The 24,722-nt window shown below is 63.2% G+C and carries 25 protein-coding genes and 1 other RNA gene; 12 read left to right on the top strand and 14 right to left on the bottom strand.

What is annotated here, in order from left to right; all coding sequences use genetic code 11:
* Positions 1–8: 8 nt before the first annotated feature.
* Positions 9–1,382: a cytochrome P450 gene (locus tag ACSQ3Z_RS16860; RefSeq protein ID WP_436172451.1), complete on the bottom strand. Its 1,374-nt coding sequence runs from the start codon at positions 1,380–1,382 to the stop codon at positions 9–11.
* A gap of 242 nt (positions 1,383–1,624) precedes the next feature.
* Here ACSQ3Z_RS16860 and ACSQ3Z_RS16855 point away from each other — a divergent pair, with 242 nt between their 5' ends.
* Positions 1,625–2,527: a dienelactone hydrolase family protein gene (locus tag ACSQ3Z_RS16855; protein WP_436172450.1), complete on the top strand. Its 903-nt coding sequence runs from the start codon at positions 1,625–1,627 to the stop codon at positions 2,525–2,527.
* A gap of 4 nt (positions 2,528–2,531) precedes the next feature.
* Here the strand turns inward: ACSQ3Z_RS16855 and ACSQ3Z_RS16850 are convergent, their stop codons facing one another.
* The gene (locus ACSQ3Z_RS16850; RefSeq protein ID WP_436172449.1) at positions 2,532–3,437 is read right to left on the bottom strand and encodes an EamA family transporter; all 906 of its coding nucleotides are present in this window, start codon (positions 3,435–3,437) and stop codon (positions 2,532–2,534) included.
* Between the two features lie 89 nt (positions 3,438–3,526).
* On the opposite strand from ACSQ3Z_RS16850, the gene ACSQ3Z_RS16845 reads away from it, so the two are divergent.
* Both ACSQ3Z_RS16845 and ACSQ3Z_RS16840 read left to right on the top strand, forming a co-directional pair.
* On the top strand, positions 3,527–4,000 hold the full coding sequence (locus ACSQ3Z_RS16845; protein WP_436172448.1) for an Lrp/AsnC family transcriptional regulator: 474 nt from the start codon (positions 3,527–3,529) through the stop codon (positions 3,998–4,000).
* A 172-nt stretch (positions 4,001–4,172) separates the two neighbouring features.
* Complete coding sequence (locus ACSQ3Z_RS16840) at positions 4,173–4,559, top strand: hypothetical protein (RefSeq protein ID WP_436172447.1); 387 nt, start codon at positions 4,173–4,175, stop codon at positions 4,557–4,559.
* Between the two features lie 348 nt (positions 4,560–4,907).
* Here the strand turns inward: ACSQ3Z_RS16840 and ACSQ3Z_RS16835 are convergent, their stop codons facing one another.
* Together ACSQ3Z_RS16835 and ACSQ3Z_RS16830 are read right to left on the bottom strand one after the other, a co-directional pair.
* Positions 4,908–5,105, bottom strand: a complete 198-nt coding sequence (locus tag ACSQ3Z_RS16835) for a hypothetical protein (protein WP_436172446.1) — start codon at positions 5,103–5,105, stop codon at positions 4,908–4,910.
* Between the two features lie 143 nt (positions 5,106–5,248).
* Positions 5,249–5,734, bottom strand: a complete 486-nt coding sequence (locus tag ACSQ3Z_RS16830; protein ID WP_436172445.1) for a thioesterase family protein — start codon at positions 5,732–5,734, stop codon at positions 5,249–5,251.
* A 101-nt stretch (positions 5,735–5,835) separates the two neighbouring features.
* Here ACSQ3Z_RS16830 and ACSQ3Z_RS16825 point away from each other — a divergent pair, with 101 nt between their 5' ends.
* Both ACSQ3Z_RS16825 and ACSQ3Z_RS16820 read left to right on the top strand, forming a co-directional pair.
* Positions 5,836–7,248, top strand: coding sequence for an FAD-binding oxidoreductase (locus ACSQ3Z_RS16825; protein ID WP_436172444.1), 1,413 nt, complete (start codon positions 5,836–5,838; stop codon positions 7,246–7,248).
* A 90-nt stretch (positions 7,249–7,338) separates the two neighbouring features.
* Positions 7,339–11,337: an AsmA family protein gene (locus tag ACSQ3Z_RS16820; protein ID WP_436172443.1), complete on the top strand. Its 3,999-nt coding sequence runs from the start codon at positions 7,339–7,341 to the stop codon at positions 11,335–11,337.
* 48 nt (positions 11,338–11,385) lie between these two features.
* Here ACSQ3Z_RS16820 and ACSQ3Z_RS16815 read toward each other — a convergent pair whose 3' ends face one another.
* From ACSQ3Z_RS16815 to ACSQ3Z_RS16800, 4 genes are all read right to left on the bottom strand, one after another.
* The gene (locus ACSQ3Z_RS16815; protein ID WP_436172442.1) at positions 11,386–11,616 is read right to left on the bottom strand and encodes a ribbon-helix-helix domain-containing protein; all 231 of its coding nucleotides are present in this window, start codon (positions 11,614–11,616) and stop codon (positions 11,386–11,388) included.
* A 10-nt stretch (positions 11,617–11,626) separates the two neighbouring features.
* Positions 11,627–11,824 (bottom strand): DUF4169 family protein, encoded by a 198-nt coding sequence (locus ACSQ3Z_RS16810; RefSeq protein ID WP_436172441.1) that lies wholly within the window; start codon positions 11,822–11,824, stop codon positions 11,627–11,629.
* 18 nt (positions 11,825–11,842) lie between these two features.
* A complete protein-coding gene (locus tag ACSQ3Z_RS16805) occupies positions 11,843–12,376 on the bottom strand; it encodes an SspB family protein (protein WP_436172440.1) in 534 nt (177 codons plus the stop codon).
* Between the two features lie 118 nt (positions 12,377–12,494).
* Positions 12,495–13,184, bottom strand: coding sequence for a TetR/AcrR family transcriptional regulator (locus ACSQ3Z_RS16800; protein WP_436172439.1), 690 nt, complete (start codon positions 13,182–13,184; stop codon positions 12,495–12,497).
* 209 nt (positions 13,185–13,393) lie between these two features.
* Between ACSQ3Z_RS16800 and ACSQ3Z_RS16795 the strand changes: the two genes are divergently transcribed.
* Entirely contained in the window at positions 13,394–14,599 is a 1,206-nt protein-coding gene (locus ACSQ3Z_RS16795; protein WP_436172438.1) for a multidrug effflux MFS transporter, read from the top strand.
* Positions 14,600–14,735: 136 nt separating this feature from the next.
* On the opposite strand, the gene ssrA is transcribed toward ACSQ3Z_RS16795, so the two are convergent.
* Positions 14,736–15,095: a transfer-messenger RNA gene (gene ssrA / locus ACSQ3Z_RS16790) on the bottom strand.
* Positions 15,096–15,263: 168 nt separating this feature from the next.
* Here ssrA and ACSQ3Z_RS16785 point away from each other — a divergent pair.
* Entirely contained in the window at positions 15,264–15,575 is a 312-nt protein-coding gene (locus tag ACSQ3Z_RS16785) for a DUF2853 family protein (RefSeq protein ID WP_436172437.1), read from the top strand.
* A 365-nt stretch (positions 15,576–15,940) separates the two neighbouring features.
* Positions 15,941–16,735, top strand: a complete 795-nt coding sequence (locus tag ACSQ3Z_RS16780) for a thymidylate synthase (protein ID WP_436173920.1) — start codon at positions 15,941–15,943, stop codon at positions 16,733–16,735.
* A gap of 169 nt (positions 16,736–16,904) precedes the next feature.
* Here the strand turns inward: ACSQ3Z_RS16780 and ACSQ3Z_RS16775 are convergent, their stop codons facing one another.
* Complete coding sequence (locus ACSQ3Z_RS16775) at positions 16,905–17,111, bottom strand: TOBE domain-containing protein (protein ID WP_006204920.1); 207 nt, start codon at positions 17,109–17,111, stop codon at positions 16,905–16,907.
* 161 nt (positions 17,112–17,272) lie between these two features.
* Between ACSQ3Z_RS16775 and modA the strand changes: the two genes are divergently transcribed.
* From modA to ACSQ3Z_RS16755, 4 genes are all read left to right on the top strand, one after another.
* Complete coding sequence (gene modA, locus ACSQ3Z_RS16770; protein WP_436172436.1) at positions 17,273–18,061, top strand: molybdate ABC transporter substrate-binding protein; 789 nt, start codon at positions 17,273–17,275, stop codon at positions 18,059–18,061.
* Positions 18,062–18,077: 16 nt separating this feature from the next.
* Entirely contained in the window at positions 18,078–18,782 is a 705-nt protein-coding gene (gene modB / locus ACSQ3Z_RS16765) for a molybdate ABC transporter permease subunit (RefSeq protein WP_436172435.1), read from the top strand.
* Positions 18,779–19,891, top strand: a complete 1,113-nt coding sequence (gene modC / locus ACSQ3Z_RS16760) for a molybdenum ABC transporter ATP-binding protein (protein WP_436172434.1) — start codon at positions 18,779–18,781, stop codon at positions 19,889–19,891. Before modB ends, modC begins: the two co-directional genes overlap by 4 nt.
* Before the next feature lie 85 nt (positions 19,892–19,976).
* A complete protein-coding gene (locus tag ACSQ3Z_RS16755; protein ID WP_006204924.1) occupies positions 19,977–20,318 on the top strand; it encodes a winged helix-turn-helix domain-containing protein in 342 nt (113 codons plus the stop codon).
* 54 nt (positions 20,319–20,372) lie between these two features.
* Here ACSQ3Z_RS16755 and ACSQ3Z_RS16750 read toward each other — a convergent pair whose 3' ends face one another.
* Genes ACSQ3Z_RS16750 through ACSQ3Z_RS16735 form a run of 4 tightly spaced genes read right to left on the bottom strand, consistent with a single transcriptional unit; the run spans position 20,373 to position 24,721 of the window.
* Positions 20,373–21,332 (bottom strand): D-ribose ABC transporter substrate-binding protein, encoded by a 960-nt coding sequence (locus ACSQ3Z_RS16750; RefSeq protein ID WP_436172433.1) that lies wholly within the window; start codon positions 21,330–21,332, stop codon positions 20,373–20,375.
* Between the two features lie 32 nt (positions 21,333–21,364).
* Positions 21,365–22,522 (bottom strand): ABC transporter permease, encoded by a 1,158-nt coding sequence (locus tag ACSQ3Z_RS16745; RefSeq protein ID WP_436172432.1) that lies wholly within the window; start codon positions 22,520–22,522, stop codon positions 21,365–21,367.
* Complete coding sequence (locus ACSQ3Z_RS16740; protein WP_436172431.1) at positions 22,485–24,065, bottom strand: sugar ABC transporter ATP-binding protein; 1,581 nt, start codon at positions 24,063–24,065, stop codon at positions 22,485–22,487. Before ACSQ3Z_RS16740 ends, ACSQ3Z_RS16745 begins: the two co-directional genes overlap by 38 nt.
* Positions 24,062–24,721, bottom strand: coding sequence for a DUF2291 family protein (locus ACSQ3Z_RS16735; RefSeq protein ID WP_436172430.1), 660 nt, complete (start codon positions 24,719–24,721; stop codon positions 24,062–24,064). The genes ACSQ3Z_RS16740 and ACSQ3Z_RS16735 overlap by 4 nt, the downstream gene beginning before the upstream one ends.
* Position 24,722 lies beyond the last annotated feature (1 nt).

Raw genomic sequence — 24,722 nt, 5'->3', positions numbered from 1 at the left:
GGCGGTTCCTATGTTAGCGCTGGAAGCGCGACCAGTTGGCGGAAGCGGCCGCGCGCCTGATCCGTACGGACAGGCTCACCGCGCTCTCGCATGATCACGTCGATGTTGCCAGTTGGCGCCAGTGTTATCCTGCTGCGATAAGCGATCCGCGCGGCGGGCGATAGCTCCACCGAACGCTTCGACAGGATGGTCGCCAGGGCGATCTTCATCATCTGCAGGCCGAAGGTGATGCCAGGGCACATATGGCCGCCGGCGCCGAAGACGGGGTACTGGAACGGCGACGGTTTGATCGAGGCCCAGCGTCCCGGATGAAAGCTGTCGGGGTCCGTATAGAGCGAAGCATCGCGGTTGATGGTGAGCGCGCTGATCAGCACGCCTTCGTTCAGGGCGATGGGCTCGCCGCCAAGCATCGTTGCCCGGGTCGCCTTGCGCATCATCAGCGGCACCGGGGGGAAAAGCCGCATCGCCTCCTTTATCGCTGCATCGAGCAATGGCAAGGTCCCGATCCGGTCCATCGTCGCAGGCCTGCCGCCGAGGGCGCCGTCTATCTCGGCCACCAGGCTTGCCATGGCGTTGGGGTGCTGGGTGAGCAGGATCAGCGTCCAGGCCAGCGCATTCTGGCATGTGTCGTAGGCGGCGCCGAAGACGAAGCTGACAATGCCGCCGATCAGCGCGACGGAAGGTGGGCGGCCCGCCTCGTCGGTGTTGTTGACCAGGATCGACAGGATGTCCTGCGCGTCCTTGTCGCCGCGCTTTTCCTCAGCCCAGGCCAGGATGGCGCGTTCCTGCGCCTCGGCTTCTCTAATCCAGCTGAAGAAGGCCGGACCCGGAACGATCCAGCTCGCCCGAATCTGGCGTGCGATCATCTCGGCGATTGGCATGGCGCGTTCGTGGTCGTCGCCGAACAGCAGGCCGATCGCCAGATGCTTGGCCATTGTCTTGGCGGCTTCGGTGAGCGCGAATGGCGTGCCGACCGGCCAGGTTGCGACCTGGTCGGCGGCTATGCGCGCCATTTCCGGGCTCATTGGCATGATTGCCGGGCGCTTGAGCGGTGGCGCGAACAGCTTGCGATAATGCTCGTGACGTTCGCCGCGCAGCCGCGTCATGCCATAGGAGAGCCGGTCCGACGCGTGTCCCCGTTTGCCGCGCGCATTGATCTGTATGTTGCGCCAGGTCTCGGTGTCGGACAGCATGGAGCGGTAGAGACCGGCGTCGGCGACCAAGAAGATGCGGCGCGGCTTTGCCGCGGTCGAATGCGGGTAGTCGACCTGGATGAATGGGCCGAAGGCGCTATGTGCGTTGTGTGCCGCCGCCAGCGGTTCGGCCGCGAAATGGGCCATCAGCCCAAGCGTGCGCCATTTCCCCACCCTGTTTGCCAGCATATCCCACCCAAGCTCGGCATAGCCGCAAGACTACGGCTGTTCCCCCACCTGCACCCTACAGCATCGTCTGCGAAAGTCGGAACCGATTTTCGCAGACGCAACGGGAGAATTGCCGGCCTTGGTTCAGGGTAGCCCAACTGACGTCCGGTTTACTGCGACAACCGCCTCACTGATCCGGGACTGGACCATGCCGGCCTCGACCCTATCTTGCGCAGCGAGGTCATACCGACGAGGAGCCTGCCATGACAAAATCCGCCACCAGCCCCGAAGCCGCCAGGCCAGCCATCACCCAGGCGATGATCGATGCCTATGACGAATACACGCACCTGACGCTCGACCGCCGCCGCTTCATGGAACAGTTGACCAGGCTTGCCGGATCGGGCGCCGCGGCCGCCACGATCGTGCCGCTGCTGGCGGCAAATTCCGCCCAGGCGGCGATCGTGGCCGAGGACGATCCGCGGGTGAAGGGCGAGGACATAACCTATCCCGGCAGCGGCGGCGAGATGAAGGGTTATCAGGTCAAGCCGGCGGACCAGGCCGGCAAGCTCGGCACCGTCATCGTGGTGCATGAGAACAGGGGGCTCAATCCGCATATCAAGGACGTGGCGCGGCGCGTGGCTCTGGACGGGTTCGTGGCGCTGGCGCCGGACTTTTTGTCGCCGCTCGGCGGCACGCCAGGCGACGAGGACAAGGCGCGCGACATGTTCACGAAGCTCGATGCGGCTGGGGTCACCGCCAATGCGGTGGCGACAGTCGCTTATCTCAAGGGCGACAAGGACGGCAACGGCAAGGTTGGCGCGGTCGGCTTCTGCTGGGGCGGTGGTACGGTGAACACGCTCGCTGTCAATTCGCCGGACCTCAGTGCCGGGGTCGCCTATTACGGCATGCAGCCGAAAGCCGAGGACGTGCCGAAGATCAAGGCGGCGCTGCTGCTGCACTATGCGGGGCTGGACGAGCGCATCGACGCCGGCATCGATGCCTACAAGAAGGCGCTCGATGCGGCTCACGTCGAATACACGGTCTACGTCTATGACGGCGTCAATCATGCATTCAACAACGACACCTCGGCGGCGCGCTACGACAAGAAGGCGGCGGATCTGGCCTGGGGACGGACGATTGCTTTCCTGAAGGAGAAGCTCGCGTAGCCGATTACTTTGGCGCCGGTCTGTGCAAGGCGACGCCGGCGACGACCAGCGTGATGCCGAGGCAGTCGGTGAGGCTGGGGATCTGGCGAAGCACGATGACGCCGATCAGTGTCGCTGTGACCGGCAGCAACGACAGCATCAGCGCGAAGCTCGCGCGCGGCAGTCGCGACATGGCGAGTTGGTCGCAGATGTAGGGGATGACCGACGAGCAGATGCCGACGCCGATGGCGGCCAACAGCAGTGGCGGCGACGAAAAGGCCGGCAGCGCGTCGGTGAAACCGATGGGCAGCACCATAAAGAAGGCGATCGCCATGGCCGCGCCAAGCGCAGCGATGCCGCCGCCAGCGCCTGAAGCGGCGATGCGGTGGCCGAGCACGATGTAGCAGACGAACAGCGCGCCGTTGAGGAAGGCCCAAAACAGGCCAACCGGATCATCGGACCATTTGACGTCGATCAGGAGCAAGGTGCCGATGACGGCCACGGCAAGCGCGGCGAGATTGCGCTGGCTGCGCAGGCCGACGAGCGCAACGCCGATGGTGCCGACGAATTCGATCGCCGCCACCAGCGAAATCGGCAAGCGGTCCAGCGCCAGGTAGAACGAACAGTTCATGACCGCCAGGCAGGCGCCGAAGGCCAGAAGCAGCAGCCGTGCCGACCGGTCGGCGCGGGCGAAGACCGACCACGGCCGGGTCAGCGGCGCAAAGACGAGGGCGGCGGTGGCCACGCGCAACCACGCCATGCCGAGCACGCCGACATGCGGGAAAAGCAGCACGGCAAAGGCCGGTCCGAGATAGTGGAACACGGCGCTGACGCCGAACCAGACATGTGGCGGCAGGGAGGCCGCCATCGTGCCGAAGGCAGGGCCGGCGAGGGCAGGGTGCGTGGCTGGAGCTTGCGTTCGATCTTTCATGGGATCAGTATCGCAGGCGGATTTTTCGATTTATATGGATGATGATCGACTTTCTCGATCATGATCTTTCTGGATGCAAGGAGTTTTCCTTGAAACGCCTTCGAAACGAAAATCCCGAGCTCGACGCGGCAGACCTGAAGATCCTGCGGCTACTGGAAAAGGATGCGCGCACCAGCACGGCCGAACTGGCGCGTGCCGTCGGCCTGTCGGCGCCGAGCGTGGCCGAACGCATCAAGCGGCTGCAGGAAAACGGCGTCATCGAGGCCTATACGGTCCGGATCAATCCGGCCGCCCTCGGCATGAAGCTATCGGCATGGCTGCGCATCAGGCCGGTGCCGGGGCAGTTGGCTGTCGTTGCCGACATCATCCGCGACCTACCCGAGATCGCGCAATGCGACCGGGTGACCGGCGAGGACTGCTTCATTGCGCTCGCCCATGTCGGCTCGGTGGCCGAGCTTGAACGGGTGATCGACCGCATCATCCCCTACGCGATGACCAACACCGCGATCATCCAGTCGTCGCCGGTGATAGCGCGTTCGCCCTTAGGAGCGCACAAGCGCTAGGACGTGGACTCGGGCAACAGCGCCTCGATCACGCGCCATTGGAAGTCGGTCAAATCATATCGGCTCATGCGAAGCCTGAATCAGATTCGCCGCAACATGAACAGTCGGAAAGCGTCCTCATTGCGGACATACGGGCCGGCAATTACAAAACTATGAAAGGCAGGACTATGACATGAGTTGGAAGACTGTTTCAGCGTTGATGTTCGCAATTCTCCCATTCTCTGGATGCAGCAACGACCCTGAGTCACCGGAGAACAAGCGTATATACTCTGTTCTCCAGTATCAGGAATCTAAGTTGCGTCAGGAGCATGAACGAGCCCCCTATGTTTATACCAAGCGAGTAATGGACACGGAGATCGATACAATCGCGTTCCCTCTCACGGGAGAGGCGAAAGGGTATGTCGTCTTCTATGCTACTCCTGAAGACGGGAGCTTAATTCGATCGGTTCCGGGGCAATATGACGATATCAGTCTGACGAAGCAGACGCTGGAAGATGTCGTCGATAAGGGCCTCATCTCAAGGCCGCTTGAAATGCATCTTGCGCCACTCGCCGACTGAGCGAATTCATCAAAAGCATCATTTGCGACGTCCGCCTTCCACCCCTCTCAGCCATTCTGCGTTTATGGGTTCACGGGCTAGTAATGACCTGACGCGTTTCGAAATGTAGTTCGTTCCATTGGCCGCTGCTACGACCAGTCACAGTGGGTTTGTTTCTCAAGCGTGCTTGCAAGCAGGACAGCGAAGCTTAACGATGTTAGCGTCAGCAAGCTGCACACGGCTGGTGATCTTGACCATAAGCTTCCTCGAGGCTGGCACTTGTGTGCTGCTTGGACGTCAGGACAAACAGGTTAAATTCACCGATGCCATAGCGGCGCCGGCAAAATCGCCAATTTCATTTACTCTAACCTAGACGTGCCCGCGTTTCATGCGCGCCTGCTTCAGGATGACGCGCCAGCGGATCATGTCGAACGGAATCGGCTCGTTGTTGTTGGCGATATGAAAGATCTCGTTATTGACGTTCTTGAGCGAGCGCCAGAAATCATAGTCGGTGATGCGTGGATCGGCCGCCAGCCTGTCCACCTCGACCTTGATGTCGGTTTTCATGCACGTTCCTCGAACCGCCTTGCCCGCCGCCGGTACCGCAACCCGATGCGTACGTTTTCAAACGCCTCACTGAGTCGTTCAACGACTCAATTGGCTTCTTCACGTTAAAACCTCGGTAAGGTTAACGTGGGCGCCAGGCAGCTTCAAGCAGTCTTGCGGCGAATCCCGATCGAGCGGCCGGCGCGTTCCGGCATCGGCAGCGCGGCATGGGCTGATCGCATCGCTTCCACCTTGGCAAACACGTCGGCCGGGAAGGGCGCCACCTTCGGCCCGGACATGTCGACATGCAGCGACAGCGATTCGGAGGTGGCGGCGAGCCAGCCGTCGACATGGCGGATTTCCTGGTAGACGCGGAGCCGCTTGTCGTCATGGTCGATGAGCTGGAAGGAGACCACGACCTTGTGCTCCAGGTGCAGTTCCTGGACGTAGCAGACATGGACTTCGGCCGTGTAGATGGTCAGCCGCCGCTCCTTGGCGTAGTTCGGCCCCATCCCCATCATCTCGAAGGCGTCGTCCGAGCAGCGGTCGAACAGCACGTTGTAATAGGCCATGTTGAGATGGCCGTTGTAGTCGATCCAGTCCTTCTCGATATCCATGGCCCGAGATACGAAAGGGGCGGGGTTTGGCATCTTGTTTTCCTTCTGGATAGCTGGACAGGGCGTGGCAGGTGAGACTACGCATCCATAGCTGCACAACAAGGGTGGCCGCTGGTCCATTCGCGGAGGAATTCATGGCTCTGAGCGACCTCAATCCGGTCGAGCGCAACGAGGAGGGCATTGCCGCGGTGCTCGGCATCCTCAAGCAGACGCTCGGCGAGCGCTTCCAGACCGGCGAGGCGATCCGCGCCCAGCATGCCCACACCACCACCTATATCCCGACGCAGGCACCTGATGGCGTCGCCTTTGTCGAGACGACTGCAGAAGTGCAGGAGATCGTGCGCGCCTGTGCCACGCACCGCGTGCCGGTGATCGCCTTCGGTGTCGGCTCGTCGCTCGAGGGCCACACCAACGCGCCGGGTGGCGGCATTTCCATCGACACGTCGCGGATGAACCGCATCCTTTCGGTCAATCCGCAGGATCTCGATTGCACCGTCGAGCCCGGCGTGACGCGCGAGGACCTCAACCGGCATCTGCGCGACACTGGCCTGTTCTTCCCGATCGACCCCGGCGCCAATGCCTCGCTCGGCGGCATGGCGGCGACACGGGCGTCGGGCACCAACGCCGTGCGCTACGGCACGATGCGCGAAAATGTGCTGTCGTTGACGGCGGTCATGGCCGATGGCGAGGCGGTGACGACCGGCAAGCGCGCCAAGAAAAGTTCGGCCGGCTACGACCTGACGCGGCTCTTGGTCGGCTCGGAAGGCACGCTTGGCATCATCACCGCGCTGACGCTGAAGCTGCAGGGCATTCCGCAGGCGATCTCCGGCGGCGTCTGCCCGTTTCCCAGCCTGGAAGCGGCCTGCAATGCGGTGATCGCCACCATCCAGATGGGCATTCCGGTGGCGCGCATCGAACTGGTCAACGCGTTGCAGATGCGGGCGATGAAAAATTACTCCAAGCTCGACTATCCGGAGAGCCCTTGTTTGTTCGTCGAATTCCACGGCAGCGATGCGGGCGTCGCCGAGCAGGCGGAGACCTTTGGGATGATCGCCGAGGAGAATGGCGGCGGGCCTTTCCTGTGGACCAGCGTCGCCGAGGAGCGGACGAAACTGTGGAAGGCCAGGCACGATGCCTATTGGTCGTCGCTGACGCTGCGGCCCGGCGCCAAGGGGCTGTCGACCGATGTCTGCGTGCCGATTTCGCGCTTTGCCGAATGCGTCACCGAGACCGAGGCCGATATCGCCGAGATGGGGCTGGTCGCGCCGATCGTCGGCCATGCCGGCGACGGCAATTTCCATGTGCTGGTGCTGATGGATGTCGACAACCCACAGGAGATCGCCTTGGCGGAGAAATTCGTCGCCAGGCTGAACATGCGGGCGATCGCCATGGAAGGCACCTGCACTGGCGAGCACGGCATCGGGCAAGGCAAGATCGGCTTCCTGCGCCACGAACTCGGCCACGGCGTCGACATCATGCGCACGATCAAGCAGGCGCTCGATCCGCTCAACATCATGAACCCGGGCAAGATATTGCCTGGCAAATAGGCAGCAGCGGGTGGCAATCGAATTGCCTCTTTATAGACACGCGGATGCGGGTAGAGTGCGGCTGATTTTCAATCAACCCAATCGGAGCAGATGCTCGCACGCCTGTTCGTGATCTTCGGTGGCCTTTTCGTGCTGGTGCTGTGCGCGGCGCTGGTGGTGCCGCATTTCGTCGACTGGACAGGCTACCGTGCCGATTTCGAGCGCGAGGCGAGCGCCATTCTCGGCCGCAAGGTCACCGTGCAAGGTGACGCCACGGCGAGGTTGCTGCCGTTTCCTTCGGTGACCTTTTCCAATGTCGCGGTTGCCGGCGGTCCAAACGGCCAGCCGGCGATGACCGTCGAGACGTTTTCGATGGATGCGGAGCTGGCGCCGTTCCTGAGCGGCGAGGTGCTGATCTTCGACATGCGGCTGGTGCGGCCGAAGGCGACCATCGATATCGCCGCCGACGGCACAATCGACTGGGCGATGCGGCCGAAGTCACCCTTCAATCAGATATCGATCGAGAAGCTGACGGTGACCGAGGGAGAGGTCGCGCTACGCCATGCCGCCGGCGGGCGCGATCATCTGATTTCCGAGATCAACTCGACCATCTCGGCCAAGTCGCTCGCCGGGCCATGGCGGATGGACGGTTCGCTGCGCTTCGACGGCCTGCGCACGGAGGTCATCGCGTCGACCGGCAAGGCGGAGGGCAATGGGCAGATGCGGCTGCGGCTCAAGGCCGATCCGGACGCCTATCCGCTGGTCATCGAGACCGACGGCAATGCCGGCATCGTCAAGGGCGCTGCGGTGTATTCGGGTCAGTTCAGGATATCGGCTGTCGACAAAAAAGGCTCCGACAAGAATGATGCCGACAAGAAACCGGCCGAGCCGCGTGGCACCGACGGCGAGACGGTGAAGGTCTCAACCGGCAAGCCGGATCCCGGCTTCCGGCTGAACGGCAAGTTCTCGCTCGATCACCACAAACTTTCTTTCGATGAGTTCCGCTTCGAGACCGGGCCGCTCGACAATCCCTATACCGCCGACGGCAAGGCTTCGGTCGATCTCGGGATCGATCCGCGCTTCTCGGTCGAAGCCAATGGCGCGCAGGTGCAGTTCGACGAGGCCGTGGGTGCGGCGGGTGCCGGGCTGACGTTGTCGCAGCGGGTCGACGCGCTGGAGCGGGCGCTGCTGCAAATGCCAAAGCCGACCATACCAGGCACCGTCGAGGTCAAGCTGCCGGCGGTGGTGGCTGGTGACACCACAGTGCGCGACGTCCATCTGTCGGCCGAGCCGACCGATGGCGGCTGGTCGGTGAAGTCGCTGGCCGCGACGCTGCCCGGCCGCGCCACGCTGGAGGCGAACGGCATGCTCAGCGTCCAGGATCATTTCGGTTTCACAGGCTCGCTGCTGCTCGCCGTGGCGCAGCCTTCGGGCTTTGCCGCCTGGCTGTCGAAGGATGTCGACGAGGCGATCCGCCGGCTGCCCGCCGCCGGCTTCAAGGCCAAGGTCGATCTCAGCGAGAAGCGCCAGGCGTTCAGCGATCTCGAACTGATCCTGGGCAAGGCGAAGTTTTCCGGCCGCATCGATTCCAGCCAGCCCGACGACGCCAGGCCGTCGGTGCTGATGCGGCTGGAGGGTGGCGAGCTCGACGTCGACGGGCTGACGGCCTTCGCCTCGATCTTCGTCAGCGACAAGGGTGCCAACCGCTTTTCAGACCGCGATCTCGATTTCCAGATCAAGGCCGGGCCGGTCAGCGCCGGCGGCCTGACCGCCGACACGGTCGATACGGCGCTGAGGCTGCGCCAGGGCCTGCTTGAAATCGATAGGCTGTCGGTGGGCGGCCTTGCCGGCGCCTCGATCAGCGCCACCGGCCGGATCAAGGATTTCCCGGCGAGCCCGACCGGCAAGCTCGACGCCTCGGTGGTCGCCGTCGATCTGAAGCCGCTGGTCGATGTCGCCACGCAGCACTATCCTGGCAATGAGGTGCTGAAGGGCCTGGCGGCCCGTGCGGCCGCCTATCCCGAGCTGTTCCAGGACGCCCGCATCGATCTGGTGACGAGTGCCGCGGACAATGGCGACGGCACGACGGGACTGGCGGTGAGCGCGCAGGGCAAGGCCGGCGGCTCGGCCTTTTCGGCATCGCTTTCCGGCAAGGGGGCGGCCGACAAGCTTCTCGAGGCGCCGGTGATGCTGACATTCAATGCCAGGAATGGCGACGCCACGGCACTGCTCGCGCTTTATGGCTTGCCGGCGCTACCGCTTGGCATGCTTGGCCAGGCAACCACCGATATCTCGGCGAAAGGCACGTTTGGCGGTGGCCTTGCGACGAGCTTCAACCTCACGGGTGATGATTTCAGGGCGGCGTTCGAAGGAACGGTTGCCGAGACGCCGCAGGGAGCGACCGCAAAGGGCAAGATCAGCCTCGACGCCGCCGACATCGAACCGTGGCTGATGACGACGGGCATCGGATTGCCAGGCATGGGCACCGGCATGTCGGCATCGCTGACGTCACAGGCCGACTATGGCAATGGTCTGCTGGTGCTGGACGAGCTCAGCGGTGCCCTCAACGAAGCGGCGGTTTCAGGCGACGTCAATGTCGACGTGAAGGACGGGGTGCCGCATCTGGCCGGGGCGCTGGTGCTCGACGAACTTGACCTCGACCCGATGGCGGTGGCGCTGTTCGGTGACCAGTCCTTCCTTGCCGACAGGAGTGCCTGGCCGACGGCGCCGTTCAGCCAGAAGTCCAACCTGCCGTTCACCGCCGATCTCGACCTTACCACCGCGGCACTTGCCGCCGGCCCGTTCGCCACCGCCTATGACGCAGCGCTGTCGCTGAAGCTCGACCAGGAGGGCATGCGCGTTTCCGATCTCAAGGCCAAGCTCTTCGGCGGCGCGCTGACCGGCCTGTTCGAACTGAAGAACAATGACGGCACCGGGCTTTTCTCCGGCCAGATGAAACTTGCCGGCGGCGATCTCTCGGCCGTGCTGCCGGGGGGCGGCTTGAGCGGCAGCGGCGATGTCTCGACGACGCTGTCGACCAGCGGCAAATCGGTCGATGCCATGGTGGCGGCGCTGTCCGGCTCCGGCACGGCAGCGCTGAAGGGCCTCGAAATCGCCGGCGTCAATCCCGATGCCTTCGGCGCCTTCATCGCCAAGGCCGATGCGATCGGGCGCGATATCGATGCGGCCAAGACCGCCGGCTTCGCGCATGAGATTGCCGCCGACGGCAGTTTTGCGGCGGGTGACACCGACATTGCCTTCACGCTTGCCGGCGGCATTCTGCGGGCGCCGCCGATCAGTCTCGAAAATCCGGCGGGGACACTATCCGCCGACATCTCCGCGGATCTGAACGCCAGCACCGTCGACGCAAGAGGGTCGATCATCTATCGACCCGGTGACGAGGCGCTGGTCGGCTCCGACCCGGCAGTGAACTTCAGCGTCGAGGGTCCGCTCGGCGCCGCCAAGCGCCAGTTCGACAGCGAACCGTTGGCGCAGTTCCTGACGCAGCGCGCGCTGGAGAAGGAGCAGCAGCGGGTCGAAGCGATGCAGGCGGCGCTGCTGGAGAAGCAGCGGCTGCGGCGCGAGGTGCGCTACTACGCCGCCCTGCAGACCGAACGCGACAGGGCAGCTGAGGAATTGCGGCGGCAAGAGGAAGAGGCACGGCTGCAGGCCGAGGCCAAGGCAAAGGCTGAAGCCGAGGCAAAAGCTCAGGCCGAAGCCGAAGCACAAGCCAAGGCGGAGGCTGACGCCAAGGCGCAAGCCGAAGCGGATGCCAAAGCCAAGGCCGATGCCGAAGCCCAAGCCCAAGCTGAGGCGGACGCGAAAGCCAAGGCCGATGCCGATGCGAAGGCCAAGGCGGAGCAACAGGCAGCCGAGGACGCGGCGAAGGTACAGGCCGCGCAGCAGGAACGCCGGAAAGCGGAGGAGGCGACGCGGATCGCTTCGGAAGAAAAGGCCAGGCTCGAAGCCAAACGCAAGGCCGCCGAGCAGGCGTCAAAGGTCGACCGCTCACTTCCCGGCGTCAATGACAATTCGGCCCCAGCGACACCGAAGCCCAAGGCCAATCCGTTCACGATCGACAATCTGCTGAAGTCGCTGGATGGTGGATGAAGCGGTTCAGCTTTGGATGGAATTGCCGACCCGCTCTAACTCTTTGTTTTAAGGCGAACCGCTCATCCCTCGCTTCGCCCAATCCAGCACATGGAGCCTGAGCGCCGAGGAGAGGTTGGCGTCACGGGGGCGGGTTTCGTCGATTTCGGCGACCAAAGCGGCAAGCGTCAGTTTGCGGGTCGCGGCGATGGCGACGAGATCGTCATAAAAAGGCTTTTCGAGCGAATAGCTGGTGCGGTGGCCGCGGATTGTCACCGAGCGTTTTTCGACCGGGCTCACGTGAACGCGCTCACTTGTCGTCGCGATTGCCGGGTGTTTCGCGGTGATGGCCGGCGATGAATTTCTCGGCCTTGTCGGCGGTCAACCGGTCACGCTGTCGATCGACCTTGGAACGGCCGTACAGCGCCCGGTTCTGCTCGGCCAGCCTTTCCTTCTCGGTCCGCGCTTTCTGTTTGCGGGCCTGGCGGAGATTGACGACGTCGCCCATGTCGCGCCGCCTTTCGGATCACTTCTTGCGGAAGGCGTCGAGGGATACGACGTCGGCGCCCTTGCCGGCGGCATCAGCCGCAGCAGGCTTCTTCTCGGCCTCGGCTGCAGCCTTTTTCTTCGACTCGGGCTTCTTCTCGACCACGGCGAGCGGTTCGGGAGCCGGTGCCGTCGGCTCGTCCTCTGCCGCACCATCCGTCTTGACGTCGAATTCGAGTTCGAAATTGACGGACGGATCATAGAAACCGCGCACGGCGGAGAAGGGGATCTCGAGTTTTTCGGGCACGTCGGAGAAAGATAGACCGACCTCGAAGCCGGTGTCGGTCACTTTCAGGTCCCAGTACTGGAACTGGATGACGATGGTCATCTGCTCGGGATAGCGCTCGCGCAGTCGCGAAGACACGCGCACGCCGGGCGCGCCGGTGAGGAACGTGATGAAGAAATGATGGTTGCCGGGAAGGCCGGTGCGCGCGACTTCGGCCAGGACCTTGCGCATGACGCCGCGCAACGCCTCCTGGGCCAGAATGTCGTAGCGGATGTGGTCGTCGGCCATGTGGCGATCAGGTTCCGTTGAATCGTCCGCCTAGCTGTAATCAAGCTTGAGCGCGGCGTAAACCGGATATAGATCGCAGCGGCCTCGAAGCGAAGGCCATTGGCGACGATTTGACGGCTCAGGCGCTGACGAGCGCGCTTCTTTTGGCTGGGTGGCTCGCACTCTTCTGTTTGCCGAAGGCGCTGAGGAAGGTGCGCACGCCGTTGGTGGCGGACTGAAGCACCTCTTCGTCCTCAGGCATGCCACCGAGCATGAAGGTTATCTGCAACTCGGCGTTGATCAGCGCGAGAAACTGGCGTGCCGCCACGTCGGGATCCTCAATCGCGAGGTGACCGGCATAGGCGAGACGGGCGAAGCGGGCGGCGAGCGCCGACCAGGTCCGGCCCGGTCCCTGTTCGCGCCATTCGGCAAAGAGCTCGGGATAGCGCTCGCCCTCGGTCTGGATCAGCTTGCGCAGGAACCTGCCGTCACGGTTGCAGATACAATTGCGGTTCATGCGCATGGCGAAGCCGATCAGATCGGCTTCGATGTCGCCGGGCTGGTCGGGAAAGGTGGCGATGGTGGCGAAGATGCCGGCGTTGCAGCGCTCGGTGAGGTCGCGGACCACGGCGACGAAGAGCTTTTCCTTGTCGCCATGGTGGTTGTAGACGGTCTGCCGCGACACGCCGGCTTCGGCCGCGATCAGGTCGATATTGGCGCCGGCAAAGCCCTCGCGGCAAAAGACCGAGGCAGCAGCCTCGACAACCGAAATGCGTTTTGCCTCGTGGCTGCGTGGCGGGAAAGTGTCAGGAGAAACGCCGAGCTTCATAAAAATCTATATAGCGGTGATTGACGAATTAGACAAGAGTGTCTAATTTTGTGGACATAACATAAGGACATTTCGCGCCTGAGAGACGAATGAATTCGCTCTAGAGACGAACGAGTTCGCTCTGAGGTGTCGGAGTGTCACGGGATGGAACGTCCTGGGGTTAGACGCCGGGTTCTCGGCGGCAACCAGATTCGAAAGAAGCCTTTATCATGAGTCCCAAATTCCTCCGCATCGCGGTCGTGCTTGGCCTGTTGTCCGCCATCGGCCCGTTCGCCATCGACATGTACCTCCCGGCGCTGCCTTCGATCGGCGAGGATTTGCACGCCGGCACTTCGGCCGTGCAGATGAGCCTGCTGATCTTCTTCCTGTCGATGGGCTTTGGTCAGATCCTGGTCGGGCCGATCTCCGACATGGTCGGGCGCAAGCTGCCGCTCTATGGCGGCCTTGCGCTGTTCATGGTCGGCGGCGTCGGCTCGGCACTGGCGCCCTCGATCGAGTGGCTGATCGCCTTCCGTTTCCTGCAAGGGCTCGGCGCCAGCGCCGGCATGGCGGTGCCGCGTGCTATCGTGCGCGACCTGCACACCGGCAACGAAGCCGCCAAGCTGATGTCCCTGCTGATGCTGGTGTTTTCGGTGTCGCCGATCCTGGCGCCGCTGACCGGCAGCCAGATCATCGAGACGTTCGGCTGGCGCGCCGTGTTCTGGACGGTGACCGGCGCGGCAGCACTCGCCACCATCCTGCTCGCGACTTCGCTTAAGGAGACACGCCCGGTCGAAGAGCGCGCCGGCTCCTCCTTCGGCACCGCTCTTTCCGGTTACCGCTTCCTGATGGGCGACCGCAACTTCCTTGGCCTGGTGGCGATCGCCGGCTTCGGCATTGCGAGCTTCTTCGTCTATCTGTCGAGCTCGTCCTTCATCCTGATCGACCATTACGGGCTGTCGCCTTCGGTCTACAGCGTGTTCTTCTCGATCAATGCGGTCGCCTTCATCGGCATGTCGCAGATGACCGGAATGCTGGCCGAGCGGTTTGGTCTTAGGCGCGTCGTGCGTGTCGCGGTGACCGGCTATGCAACGACCATGGTCTTGCTGTTCGCCATCATGGCGACGGGTGTCGACCGGCTCGACGTGATGGCGGCGCTGCTGTTCGTCGGCTACGGCTTCCTCGGCCTGGTCATCCCGACGACGTCGGTGCTGGCCATGGAGGAGCATGGCGAGATCGCCGGCACGGCCTCGGCGCTGATGGGCACGCTGCACTTTGCCATCGGCGCTCTTGCCATGGGCGTCGCCGGCCTGTTCTTCGACGGCACGCCGCTGCCGATGGTGGCCGGCATCACGCTCTGCGCGGTGATCTCGTTCACATTGGCAAAGGTCACGCTCGGCCGTTCGCGCGAAGCCGTCGAGGCACCGGCGGAATAACTGACATCCATGGAAACAAAGAGGCCGGGTCATTCCCGGCCTTTTTTGCGCCTGTCGCAGCAGTGTCTCATTCTGGCGCCAGGCGTGCGAAAGCCAAGCCAGAAAGGCCTTTGAGATGCATGTGCTGAGGGAGCGAAGTGGAGGTTTCTGTTGCCAGGTACCTCCGAACCCCGCCTAGAAGTGCGAACCTCTAGGGCTTGATTTGAAGCGTTCGCACTGCATTAAGCAGCGAGACGAGCTTCCGCATAGTTGTCGTTGGCAACTATAAGTTTAGCCCGATGACGGTGGTACAATGCCGGGCAAAAGTACGATCTTTACACCTTCGTCGATCCTATTTCGCCCCCAGCAAAAGCCGCTCTTTCGAAAGAGCGGTTTTTGGTGGAGGCGCCGGGTACCGCCCCCGGGTCCGAACGGCTTATTTCATCGCCCATTTATCGCCATAGTCGGTCAAGCCGACAAAACGAATATAGGGGCCGATCGTGGAAAATGAAAGGCCGCAATGTCCTTTCGTGCATGTGTCAAATTGGATCGTTGAGGGTTGACTTGCTTGCGCGCTCAACCGAAGCTTCCGAGCGGTGAGGAGTTTCAGCCTAGCGCACAAGTTGTTTCAGCGCGCCACAACCCTCATCGACCGGATCCGTGGCGCCGACGAGGGGAATTTTTCATGGCCGACTATCTCGCAGACGTGAAGAAGTACGACGCCGGCGCCAGCGCTGATGCGGTCGACAAGATCGTGAAGCATCTGGGCATTGCGCTGCGCAACCGGGATTCTTCGCTGGTGTCCTGCGCCGATCCCAAGGAACTGGAACGCGTCAGGGAGAACTGGGCCGCGAAGAAGCTCGGCGTCGCCGACGCCAGCAAAGCCGACGCATCGATCGAAAAGACCTGCAAGGCGATGGCCGCCGACAACACCAAGAGCCGGGTGACCTTCTACTATCTGGTCGCGAAAGATCTGGGCAAGCTCGGCGCCCTCTGATCGGTCACGCGTCAAATTGTGAAGGTTGGCGTCGCAGGGAAATCGCTTCAGTTTGAAGTTGCACCTCACCGGGCGCCGGCGCTCCCCTCATTGCCCTGCCGGGCATTTCTCCCCGTATAGTGACGGGGAGAAATGGGCTGGCTGCAATGCTGGCGTCCTACTTGCAACGCTGGTGCTTTGCGAAACCGTCGATGAGAGCGCCCCTCTCCCCGTCACTATACGGGGAGAGGATGCCGGCAGGCAGGTGAGGGGCAGCGCTGACGCCCACTGAAATGATGGGAGCAGCGACGCTTGTGCCGTTCTGGTGTGTTCGACAGGCTGTCTGGCGGCTATAATGCGTGCAATCCCGAATCGAGGCCAAGCTGATGCGCCAGTATCTCGACCTGTTGAAGCATGTGCTGGAAAACGGCGTCGATCGCGGCGACCGCACCGGCACGGGTACGCGTGGAGTGTTCGGCCACCAGATGCGCTTCGACCTCTTGCGCGGCTTTCCTGTCACCACCACCAAGAAGCTGCATCTGAAGTCGATCATCCATGAGCTTCTGTGGTTCCTGGCCGGCGACACCAATATCAAATACCTCAACGATAACGGCGTCTCCATCTGGGACGAATGGGCCGATGAGAATGGCGATCTCGGCCCGGTCTACGGCAAGCAGTGGCGCTCGTGGCCGAACGGCCATGGCGGCGAGATCGACCAGATTACGAATCTTCTGAAGGAGATACGCAAGAATCCTAATTCGCGCAGGCTGATCGTTTCGGCGTGGAACCCGGCCGAGGTGGAAGCGATGGCGCTGCCGCCCTGCCACTGCCTGTTCCAGTTCTACGTCTCGGAGGGCAGGCTCTCCTGCCAGCTCTACCAGCGTTCGGCCGATATCTTCCTCGGCGTTCCCTTCAATATCGCCTCCTATGCGCTGCTGACGTTGATGGTGGCGCAGGTGACGGGGCTGAAGCCCGGCGATTTCGTTCATACGCTCGGCGATGCGCATCTTTATTCGAACCATTTCGAACAGGCGCGCGAACAGTTGCAGCGCACGCCCAAGGCGCTGCCGACGATGTGGATCAATCCGGAGGTCAAGGACCTCTTCGCCTTCCGCTTCGAAGACTTCCGGCTGGAGAACTACTTCGCCGATGCGTCGATCAAGGCGCCGATCGCCGTCTAAGTATGTTGATATTCAGGTGATGCCGGCCTGCAAATGGCGACTTCCTGCGCTTCCGGTGCTCACGTACGAAAAGTACGCTCCGCTCCGGTTCTCGGAAGCCACCATTTTCGACTCGGCCTGACCTGAATCTCAACACACCTTAGGTCGCAATGTCGGGATACAGTCGCAGTCAGTCGATGCCGACCATGACGTCGGACGCCTTGATCACGGCATAGGCCTGCTTGCCTCTTTCGAGCTTGAGATCGTCCACAGCTTCGTTGGTGATCGAAGCGGTGACAACGGCGCCGCCGATGTCGATGCGGACATGCGAAGTGGTGGCTCCCTTGACGATCTCGATGATCGTTCCCTTGAGAGTGTTGCGGGCGCTGATCTTCACAGGAGGCTCCGTCGCTCTATCCGGTAAAGGTCATCGTAGGCCGAGAAACCCCCGGCATACAATGCCGTAGCCCGCAAAAGGCCTTTCCTTGTTATATTCATCCGGATATATCGACTGCAGCCTTTCAGCCGAACGGATTTTCAAACCCTGGGAGAATTTTCATGCTTGATTTCGGGTTGAAGGCAATCGCCATCGGCGGGCTGACGGCAACTTTGATGGCTGCGGTGCCGGCGGCTCACGCGGAAGACAAGGTCATCGTGTTTGCCGCGGCCAGCCTCAAGGGCGGCCTCGATGCCGTCAACAGGGCCTGCGCGGCCGATGTCGGCGAAGCGGCGACCATTTCCTATGCGGCAAGTTCGGCGCTGGCCAAGCAGATCGAGGGCGGCGCGCCGGCCGATGTCTTCATCTCGGCCGACCTCGACTGGATGAAGTATCTCTCCGACAAGAAGCTGACCAAGCCCGACACCGAAGTGAAGCTGCTCGGCAACCAGATCGTGCTGGTGGCGCCGAAGGATTCCAAGGCCGAGACCAAGATCGAAAAAGGTTTTGATCTCGCCAGGCTGATCGGCGACGGCAGGCTCGCCATGGGCGATATCAAGGCGGTGCCGGCCGGCAAGTATGGCAAGGCCGCGCTTGAATCACTCGGCGTGTGGTCCTCGGTCGAGGGCAAGGTGGCGCAGGCCGAGAACGTGCGGGCGGCACTCAAGCTGGTCTCGACCGGCGAGGCAGTGCTCGGCATTGTCTACGCCACCGACGCGCATGCCGACAAGGGCGTCAAGGTGGTCGGCACCTTCCCCGAGGATTCGCACCCGCCGATCGTCTATCCGGTTGCCCAGACCGCGGATTCGAAGGACAAGGACACACCGGCCTTCCTGAAATGCCTTGAGTCCGCCAAGGCGGCCGAGCTTTTCAAGGCGCAGGGTTTCACCATCCTGGCGCCGAGCAACTGAGGCACGACACCAAGGCATGAACTGGCTGCTGGACCTCACTCCCGACGAATGGAATGCGGTCCGGCTGTCGATCAAGGTGGCGACGGTGGCGATGATCGCGAGCCTGCCGCCCGGCATATTGATCGCGCTGGTGCTGGCGCGCGGCCAGTTCTGGGGCAAGACCCTGCTCAATGGGCTGGTCCACCTGCCGCTGATCCTGCCGCCGGTGGTGACCGGCTATTTGCTGCTTTTGACCTTCGGCAGGCGCGGTCCGGCCGGCGCATTCATGGCCGAGCATTTCGGCATTGTGTTTTCCTTTCGCTGGACGGGCGCAGCACTCGCCTGCGGCATCATGGGTTTTCCCTTGATGGTGCGGGCGATCCGACTGTCGGTCGAGGCGGTCGATCGCAGGATGGAAGCGGCGGCCGGCACGCTCGGCGCCAACCCGCTTTGGGTGTTCGCCACCATCACGCTGCCGCTGATCCTGCCCGGGCTGATCGCAGGCGCCATCCTCTCCTTTGCCAAGGCGATGGGCGAGTTCGGCGCCACGATCACCTTCGTCTCCAACATCCCCAATGAAACGCAGACGCTGCCGTCGGCGATCTACACCTTCACCCAGGTGCCAGGCGGCGATGAAGGCGCGCTCAGGCTGACGCTGATTTCGATCGTCATCTCGATGGCGGCGCTTGTCGCCTCGGAGGTGCTGGCACGGCGCGTCGGCCGGCGGATGGACATCGAATGACGGTCCTGGTCGACATCAGCCACCGGCTCGGCGCTTTCGCGGTCGACGCCAGTTTCGAGAGTGCCGGCCGGCTGACGGCCCTATTTGGGCCGTCAGGTTCCGGCAAGACGACGCTGATCAACCTGATCGCCGGACTGATCCGGCCCGACAGGGGCCGGATCGCGGTCGACGGCCGTGTGCTGGTCGACACCGATGCGGGCCTCTTCGTGCCGAAGCACAAGCGGCGCATCGGCATGGTGTTCCAGGATGCGCGGTTGTTTCCGCATATGAGCGTGGCCAGCAATCTGCGCTATGGCCGCTGGTTCACGCCGGCAGCGGAGCGCTATGCGGACTTCAATGCGGTGGTCGAGTTGCTCGGCATCGGCCATCTGCTCGACCGGCGGCCGGCAAAGCTGTCGGGCGGCGAAAAGCAGCGCGTGGCGATCGGCCGGGCGCTCCTTGCAAGCCCGAAATTGCTTTTGATGGACGAGCCGCTGGCTTCGCTGGACGAGGCGCGCAAGGCCGAGATCCTGCCCTATATCGAACGACTGCGCGACGAGACGAAGATCCCGATCGTCTATGTCAGCCATTCCGTCGCCGAAGTGGCGCGGCTGGCCAGCGACGTTGTGGTGCTGGCGCAAGGCCAGGTCGCGGCCTCAGGAGCGACCGGAGCAATCATGCAGCGGCTCGACCTTTTGCCCGCCGAAGAGCGCGGCGAGGGCGGTGCGGTGCTGGACACCAAGGTGCTGCGCCACGATGAGGCCTTCGGCATGAGCGTGCTTGGCTCGTTGGCGGGCGAGGTCCGTGTGCCGCGCCTGGCGGTGCCGGTCGGGGCGCCGGTCCGCATCCGCATTCGTGCCCGCGACGTCATGATTGCCACCGAACCGCCGGTTGGCCTCAGCGCGCTCAACATATTGCCGGGAACGATCGTGGCCGTCAGGCCGGGCATGGGGCCTACGGTGGAAATCGCTATCGATTGCAATGGCGCAATCGTGCTGGCGCGCATCACCGAGCAGTCGAAACACACGCTGCGGCTCAGGCTTGGCGGCAAGGTCTTTGCCGTGATCAAGACGGTGAGCTTCGACAGCGCGACCACCGGCGCCGGGCTGCCGATCGAGGCCGATGGGTGACCAAAGGACAATATCGCTATGTTGCTTTGGAATAGCGATATGGCCGCAGAAGGGCTAGTCTGGACGTGACAGCGGAGAACAGGACATGCCGTCGCTGAGTTTGCGCATAAACCTCGATCCGGATGGGCGCGTCGGGCCCGGCAAGATCGAGCTTCTGGAGCAGATCGCCGCCTTCGGCTCGATCTCGGCCGCGGCACGCCGCATGGAGATGTCCTACAAACATGCCTGGGATCTGGTCGAGGACATGAACCGGGTGTTCGGCAAGCCACTGGTGGCGGCGCAGACCGGCGGCAGGAAGGGCGGTGGCGCGCAGCTGACCGCGGTAGGGCTGGCGGTCGTCAGCCGCTTCCGGGCGATAGAGCGGGCGGCGACATCGGCTGCGGCGACGCATATGGAGGCGCTGCAGGCGGAAATCGACGCGGGCTGAATGGCCTGCAGGGGGCAGGTGAGGGGTGACCCGAAGGGCACCCCTCGTCCGACATTACTCCGAGAGCGTGAACGGAGCGGTGTACTTGTCGACATTGTCCTTGGTGATGAGCAGGCAGTCGAAGAGCTGCTTCTCGGTCGCAGCTCCGGTCTTGCCGGTCTTGATGAAGGAATCGGCCTGCTGCACGGCCTTGGCCGAGTAGACGGCCACCGGCTGCAGCACCGTATATTGCAGGTCGCCCGCCTTGATGGCGGCGACGGCGTCCGGCGAACCGTCGAAGCCGCCGACCTTGATGCTCGACAGCTTTCCGGCTTCCTTCAGCGCGGCGATCGCGCCGAGCGCCATTTCGTCATTGCCGCTGGTCACGCCGATGATGTCGGGGTGGGCCTGCAGCAGGCTCTGCATCTTGTCGTGGCCCTGGGTGCGGTCCCAGTTGGCGACTTCGGAGCCGACCTTCTTGAGATCGGGATACTGGCTGATCACGGTCTCGTAGCCGTTCGAGCGCGTGGCGGCATTGTTGTCGGAGGGCGCACCCAGCAGTTCGACAAAATTGCCCTTCTCGCCGATATCGGTCACCCATTGCTGGCCGCCGAGTGCAGCACCCTGTGCGTTGTTCGAGACGAGCTGCGCCTTGGCGAGACCTTCCTGGTTGATCTCGGCATTGACGAGGAAGACCGGGATGTTGGCGGCGATCGCCTTCTTCACCGCGCCGATCGAGCCGCTGGCGTCAGCGGGGTCGAGGATGATCGCCACGGACTTGTTGGTGATCGCGGTGTCGATCAGCTTGCTCTCGGTGTTGGTGTCGGCCTTCGAGGCGCCGACGGTCGCGGTGTAGCCAAGCTTTTCGGCTTCGGCCTTGGCGACGTTGCCTTCGGTGAGCCAGTAGGGGTTGGCGGGATCGATGACGATGATCGAGATCAGGCCTTCGGCCGATGCCGCGGTTACCGATCCGGCGAGGATCGGGGCGGCGAAGGCGAGCGTCGAGAGCATCAGAATTCGGGCACTGCGATACATGGAGTTCCTCCTTTGGTTGGCAATCGTGCCGGTCAACCGGCAGTCTTCTCGAGAGCGGGATCGGCCGTTTGGGCCTTGTCCTTTTGTGGAGAAGTTGGGGGGCTGCCGGCCGAGCTCGGGAGCTTGACGCGGCGGCGATACTGGATGGCGTTGAGCAGCACCGCCAACACGATGACCGCGCCGGTGAACACTGTCTGCCAGTAGGCGGAGACGCCGATGATGACGAGGCCGTCGGACAGGAAGCCGATGACGAAGGCGCCGACCAGCGTGCCGCGGATATTGCCGCGGCCACCGGTGAGCGCGGCGCCGCCGATGACGACGGCCGCAATGGCGGTGAGCTCGTATGAGGTGCCGGCGGTCGGTCCGGCCGAGGTCAGTTCGGACGACAGGATGAGGCCTGCCACCGAAGCGCAAATGCCGGAGAGCATGTAGACCGAGACCTGCACTCGCTTGACCGGCACGCCGGAGAGTTCGGCGGCACGCTCATTGCCGCCGGAGGCATAGAGCCAGCGGCCGAAGGCGGTGCGGTTGAGGATGATGCTGCCGATGAGGGCGATGACGGCCATGACCAGCACGCCGACGGGGATGTCGAGCAGTCGGTTGAAGCCCAGCCACTCGAAGCCTGTGTTGCCGAGCTCCGGCTTGCCGCCGAGATCGTTGTAGGTGAGGCCGTTGGTCATCAAAAGTGCGGCGCCGCGCACCACGTAGAGCATGCCGAGCGTGGCGACGAAGGCCGGCACCTTAAGCCAGGCGATGAGCACGCCGTTGACCAGGCCGACGAGCGCGCCAAGCACGCATACCAGCACCGCGACGACCCAGACCGGCGGGTAGAGGATGACGCCGAGCGCGGTCAGCTGGACGCCCTGCATGAAGAAACCGGCGACCACGCCGGAGAAGCCGAGCGTCGAGCCGACCGAGAGGTCGATGCCGCCATTGAGGATGACCAGCAGCATGCCGACCGCCAGGATGCCGAAGATGGCGACATGCGAGGCCATGGTCAGGAAATTGGCGACCGAGAAGTAATAGGGGGACAACAACGAGAAGACGATGATGATGGCGATCAGTGCGAAGAAGGCGCGGCCCTCCAGCAGCAGCTTGGCCAGACTGAAACCGTCGCCCGATGCCCTCGGACGGGAGCGGCTGCGATCGGGGCTAGCGTCGGTCACGGTGATGGCTCCTGTGTTCTTCATGGTCGGAGACCACGGCCTCGCCGGAAGCGGCCATGATCTCCTCCTTCGTGGCGTCGGCGCCGAACTCGGCCGAGATCCTGCCGCGACGCATGACGATGATGCGGTGCGCGATGCTCAGGCACTCGGTGACTTCCGAGGTCGAGAACACGACGGCGAGACCACGTGCTGCGCGCTCGCTGAGCAGCCGGAACACTTCCGCCTTGGCGCCGATGTCAATGCCGCGGCTGGGTTCGTCCAGCAGCATGACCTTGGGGCTGGTGGTCAGCATCTTGCCGATGACCACCTTCTGCTGGTTGCCGCCGGACAGCGATCCGATCGGCGCGCCGCCGCCCGCCGTCTTGACGCGCACGTCGCGGATGGAGCCATCCACCAGCGACCGCTCTTGCGAGCGGGACAGGAACATCCCCTTGACGAAGGCGCCGATGCTGGCGAGCGACAGGTTCGCACCGACCGACATCGTCTGGACGAGACCGTCGCGCTGGCGGTCTTCGGGCACCAGCACCAGCCCTCTGGCAATGCGCTCGGCTATGCTGAGGCGGGAGATGTTATTGCCTTCGAGCAGGATGCGTCCGCCAGCGGCTGACAGGCGCCCGGCAATGCATTCGAGCAATTCCGTGCGTCCGGCGCCCATCAGCCCGTAGATGCAGACGATCTCGCCGCTGCGGACATCGAGCGACAGCCTGTCGACGACCAGGCGTTCCGAACTCGAAACATCGGCGACGCTGACTTCGTCGACCGACAGGGCAATCTCGCCGAAGGCATGGTCGGTGGGCGGGGTACCGAGGTCGAAATTCTCGCCCACCATGTTGCGGACGATCCATTCGAGATTGATGTGCCTGGCATTGGCAGTCGCGGTGATCGATCCGTCCCGCAGCACCACGGCGTAGTCGGTGATCTGCAGCGCTTCTTCGAGGTGGTGCGAGATGTAAACGATCGAGACGCCGCGCGCCGTCAGGTCGCGGATCACCTTGAACAGCACTTCCACCTCGGTCGCGCTCAGCGCCGAAGTCGGCTCGTCCATGATCAGGATGCGGGAGTCGACCGATAGCGCGCGGGCGATCTCGACGATCTGCTGCTGCCCCAGGCGCAGGTCCTGCACCAGCGTCAGCGGATCGATGTCTTCCTCGAGGTCGGCCATCAGCTGTCGCGTCTGGCGGGCCTCCTCGGCGAAATCGACGCCGGTTGCGCCGGGTATCTCCCGGCCCATGAAGATGTTGTCGCGCACGCTCAGATTGGGGGCGAGGCTGAGCTCCTGATGGATGATCGAGATGCCGCGGTCGCGGGCATCGGAAGACGAGGAGAAGGTGACGGACTGGCCGTCGAGCTCGATACTTCCAGATGTCGGCGTCGTCACGCCGGACAGGATTTTCATCAATGTCGATTTGCCGGCGCCGTTCTCGCCGAACAGCGTCGTGACCTTGCCGCGGTGGATGTCGAAATTGACGCCCTTGAGGGCATGCGTGCCGCCATAGGTCTTAACGATGTTGCGGGCCGCAAGCACGGTGTCGCCGGCCGCAGGCTCGAATTCGGGCGCCGCATTCATTGGACGCTCAGCTTCACGGGCGTGACCAGCCAGCCCTTGGGATTGATCAGCTTGAAGACGCCGACGACCGAGATGGTCTTGCCGCTGAGCTTGGTGTTGTCGATGGTCGACAGCACCTGCTTCTTCATCTCGTTGTTCAGGGCCGAGCCCGCGTTCTGATACTCGATCTGGTTGATGAACTGGCCGAATGTGATAGCGCCGGTGGCGTCGCGAAGATCGGTGCCGTTGATCGCCGGGCCGGTCTGCACGCGAACGACCAGGGTATCTGGCACGTCGGCGACCTTGACGGTGTAGATGCCGGACTTTCCCTCGCCGACGACGCCTGAGAATTTGACCGAGAATTCGGTGCCGACATTGGCCGGCACGCCATATTGCTTCTCCGCAGCCGCCTTGTCCTTGGCGATGGCCGAAGCCAGAGTAGGGGCATCGATGGCACGCTGCTCGACAGCGGACTGGACGTTCGGGAATTCAGCCTTGCCGAACGCCTCCGGCGAAAAGGCGGCCTTGCGCGTGTCTTCGTCCGAGCCGATCGTGACGATTTTGGTGTCGAGGATCATCGCGGCGAGCACGACCAGCACACCGGCCGCAAGGACAAACCAGCGAACATTCGAGGCCGGTCGCCGGTTCATCGTGGGGGTGGCAGGCTGCGAACTCATG

This window comes from Mesorhizobium sp. LjNodule214 (genome assembly GCF_964252735.1).
Lineage (GTDB): Bacteria > Pseudomonadota > Alphaproteobacteria > Rhizobiales > Rhizobiaceae > Mesorhizobium.
Note: the sequence above shows the minus strand (reverse complement) of the source record. Positions and strands in the feature narration are given on the sequence as shown.

Bases quoted from the DNA above. Each gene is read 5' to 3' on its own strand.
- ACSQ3Z_RS16860 (WP_436172451.1), bottom strand. From the start codon at position 1,382: ATGCTGGCAAACAGGGTGGGGAAATGGCGCACGCTTGGGCTGATGGCC.
- ACSQ3Z_RS16855 (WP_436172450.1), top strand. From the start codon at position 1,625: ATGACAAAATCCGCCACCAGCCCCGAAGCCGCCAGGCCAGCCATCACC.
- ACSQ3Z_RS16850 (WP_436172449.1), bottom strand. From the start codon at position 3,437: ATGAAAGATCGAACGCAAGCTCCAGCCACGCACCCTGCCCTCGCCGGC.
- ACSQ3Z_RS16840 (WP_436172447.1), top strand. From the start codon at position 4,173: ATGAGTTGGAAGACTGTTTCAGCGTTGATGTTCGCAATTCTCCCATTC.
- ACSQ3Z_RS16835 (WP_436172446.1), bottom strand. From the start codon at position 5,105: ATGAAAACCGACATCAAGGTCGAGGTGGACAGGCTGGCGGCCGATCCA.
- ACSQ3Z_RS16830 (WP_436172445.1), bottom strand. From the start codon at position 5,734: ATGCCAAACCCCGCCCCTTTCGTATCTCGGGCCATGGATATCGAGAAG.
- ACSQ3Z_RS16825 (WP_436172444.1), top strand. From the start codon at position 5,836: ATGGCTCTGAGCGACCTCAATCCGGTCGAGCGCAACGAGGAGGGCATT.
- ACSQ3Z_RS16820 (WP_436172443.1), top strand. From the start codon at position 7,339: ATGCTCGCACGCCTGTTCGTGATCTTCGGTGGCCTTTTCGTGCTGGTG.
- ACSQ3Z_RS16810 (WP_436172441.1), bottom strand. From the start codon at position 11,824: ATGGGCGACGTCGTCAATCTCCGCCAGGCCCGCAAACAGAAAGCGCGG.
- ACSQ3Z_RS16805 (WP_436172440.1), bottom strand. From the start codon at position 12,376: ATGGCCGACGACCACATCCGCTACGACATTCTGGCCCAGGAGGCGTTG.
- ACSQ3Z_RS16800 (WP_436172439.1), bottom strand. From the start codon at position 13,184: ATGAAGCTCGGCGTTTCTCCTGACACTTTCCCGCCACGCAGCCACGAG.
- ACSQ3Z_RS16795 (WP_436172438.1), top strand. From the start codon at position 13,394: ATGAGTCCCAAATTCCTCCGCATCGCGGTCGTGCTTGGCCTGTTGTCC.
- ACSQ3Z_RS16785 (WP_436172437.1), top strand. From the start codon at position 15,264: ATGGCCGACTATCTCGCAGACGTGAAGAAGTACGACGCCGGCGCCAGC.
- ACSQ3Z_RS16780 (WP_436173920.1), top strand. From the start codon at position 15,941: ATGCGCCAGTATCTCGACCTGTTGAAGCATGTGCTGGAAAACGGCGTC.
- modA (WP_436172436.1), top strand. From the start codon at position 17,273: ATGCTTGATTTCGGGTTGAAGGCAATCGCCATCGGCGGGCTGACGGCA.
- modB (WP_436172435.1), top strand. From the start codon at position 18,078: ATGAACTGGCTGCTGGACCTCACTCCCGACGAATGGAATGCGGTCCGG.
- modC (WP_436172434.1), top strand. From the start codon at position 18,779: ATGACGGTCCTGGTCGACATCAGCCACCGGCTCGGCGCTTTCGCGGTC.
- ACSQ3Z_RS16755 (WP_006204924.1), top strand. From the start codon at position 19,977: ATGCCGTCGCTGAGTTTGCGCATAAACCTCGATCCGGATGGGCGCGTC.
- ACSQ3Z_RS16750 (WP_436172433.1), bottom strand. From the start codon at position 21,332: ATGTATCGCAGTGCCCGAATTCTGATGCTCTCGACGCTCGCCTTCGCC.
- ACSQ3Z_RS16745 (WP_436172432.1), bottom strand. From the start codon at position 22,522: ATGAAGAACACAGGAGCCATCACCGTGACCGACGCTAGCCCCGATCGC.
- ACSQ3Z_RS16740 (WP_436172431.1), bottom strand. From the start codon at position 24,065: ATGAATGCGGCGCCCGAATTCGAGCCTGCGGCCGGCGACACCGTGCTT.
- ACSQ3Z_RS16735 (WP_436172430.1), bottom strand. From the start codon at position 24,721: ATGAGTTCGCAGCCTGCCACCCCCACGATGAACCGGCGACCGGCCTCG.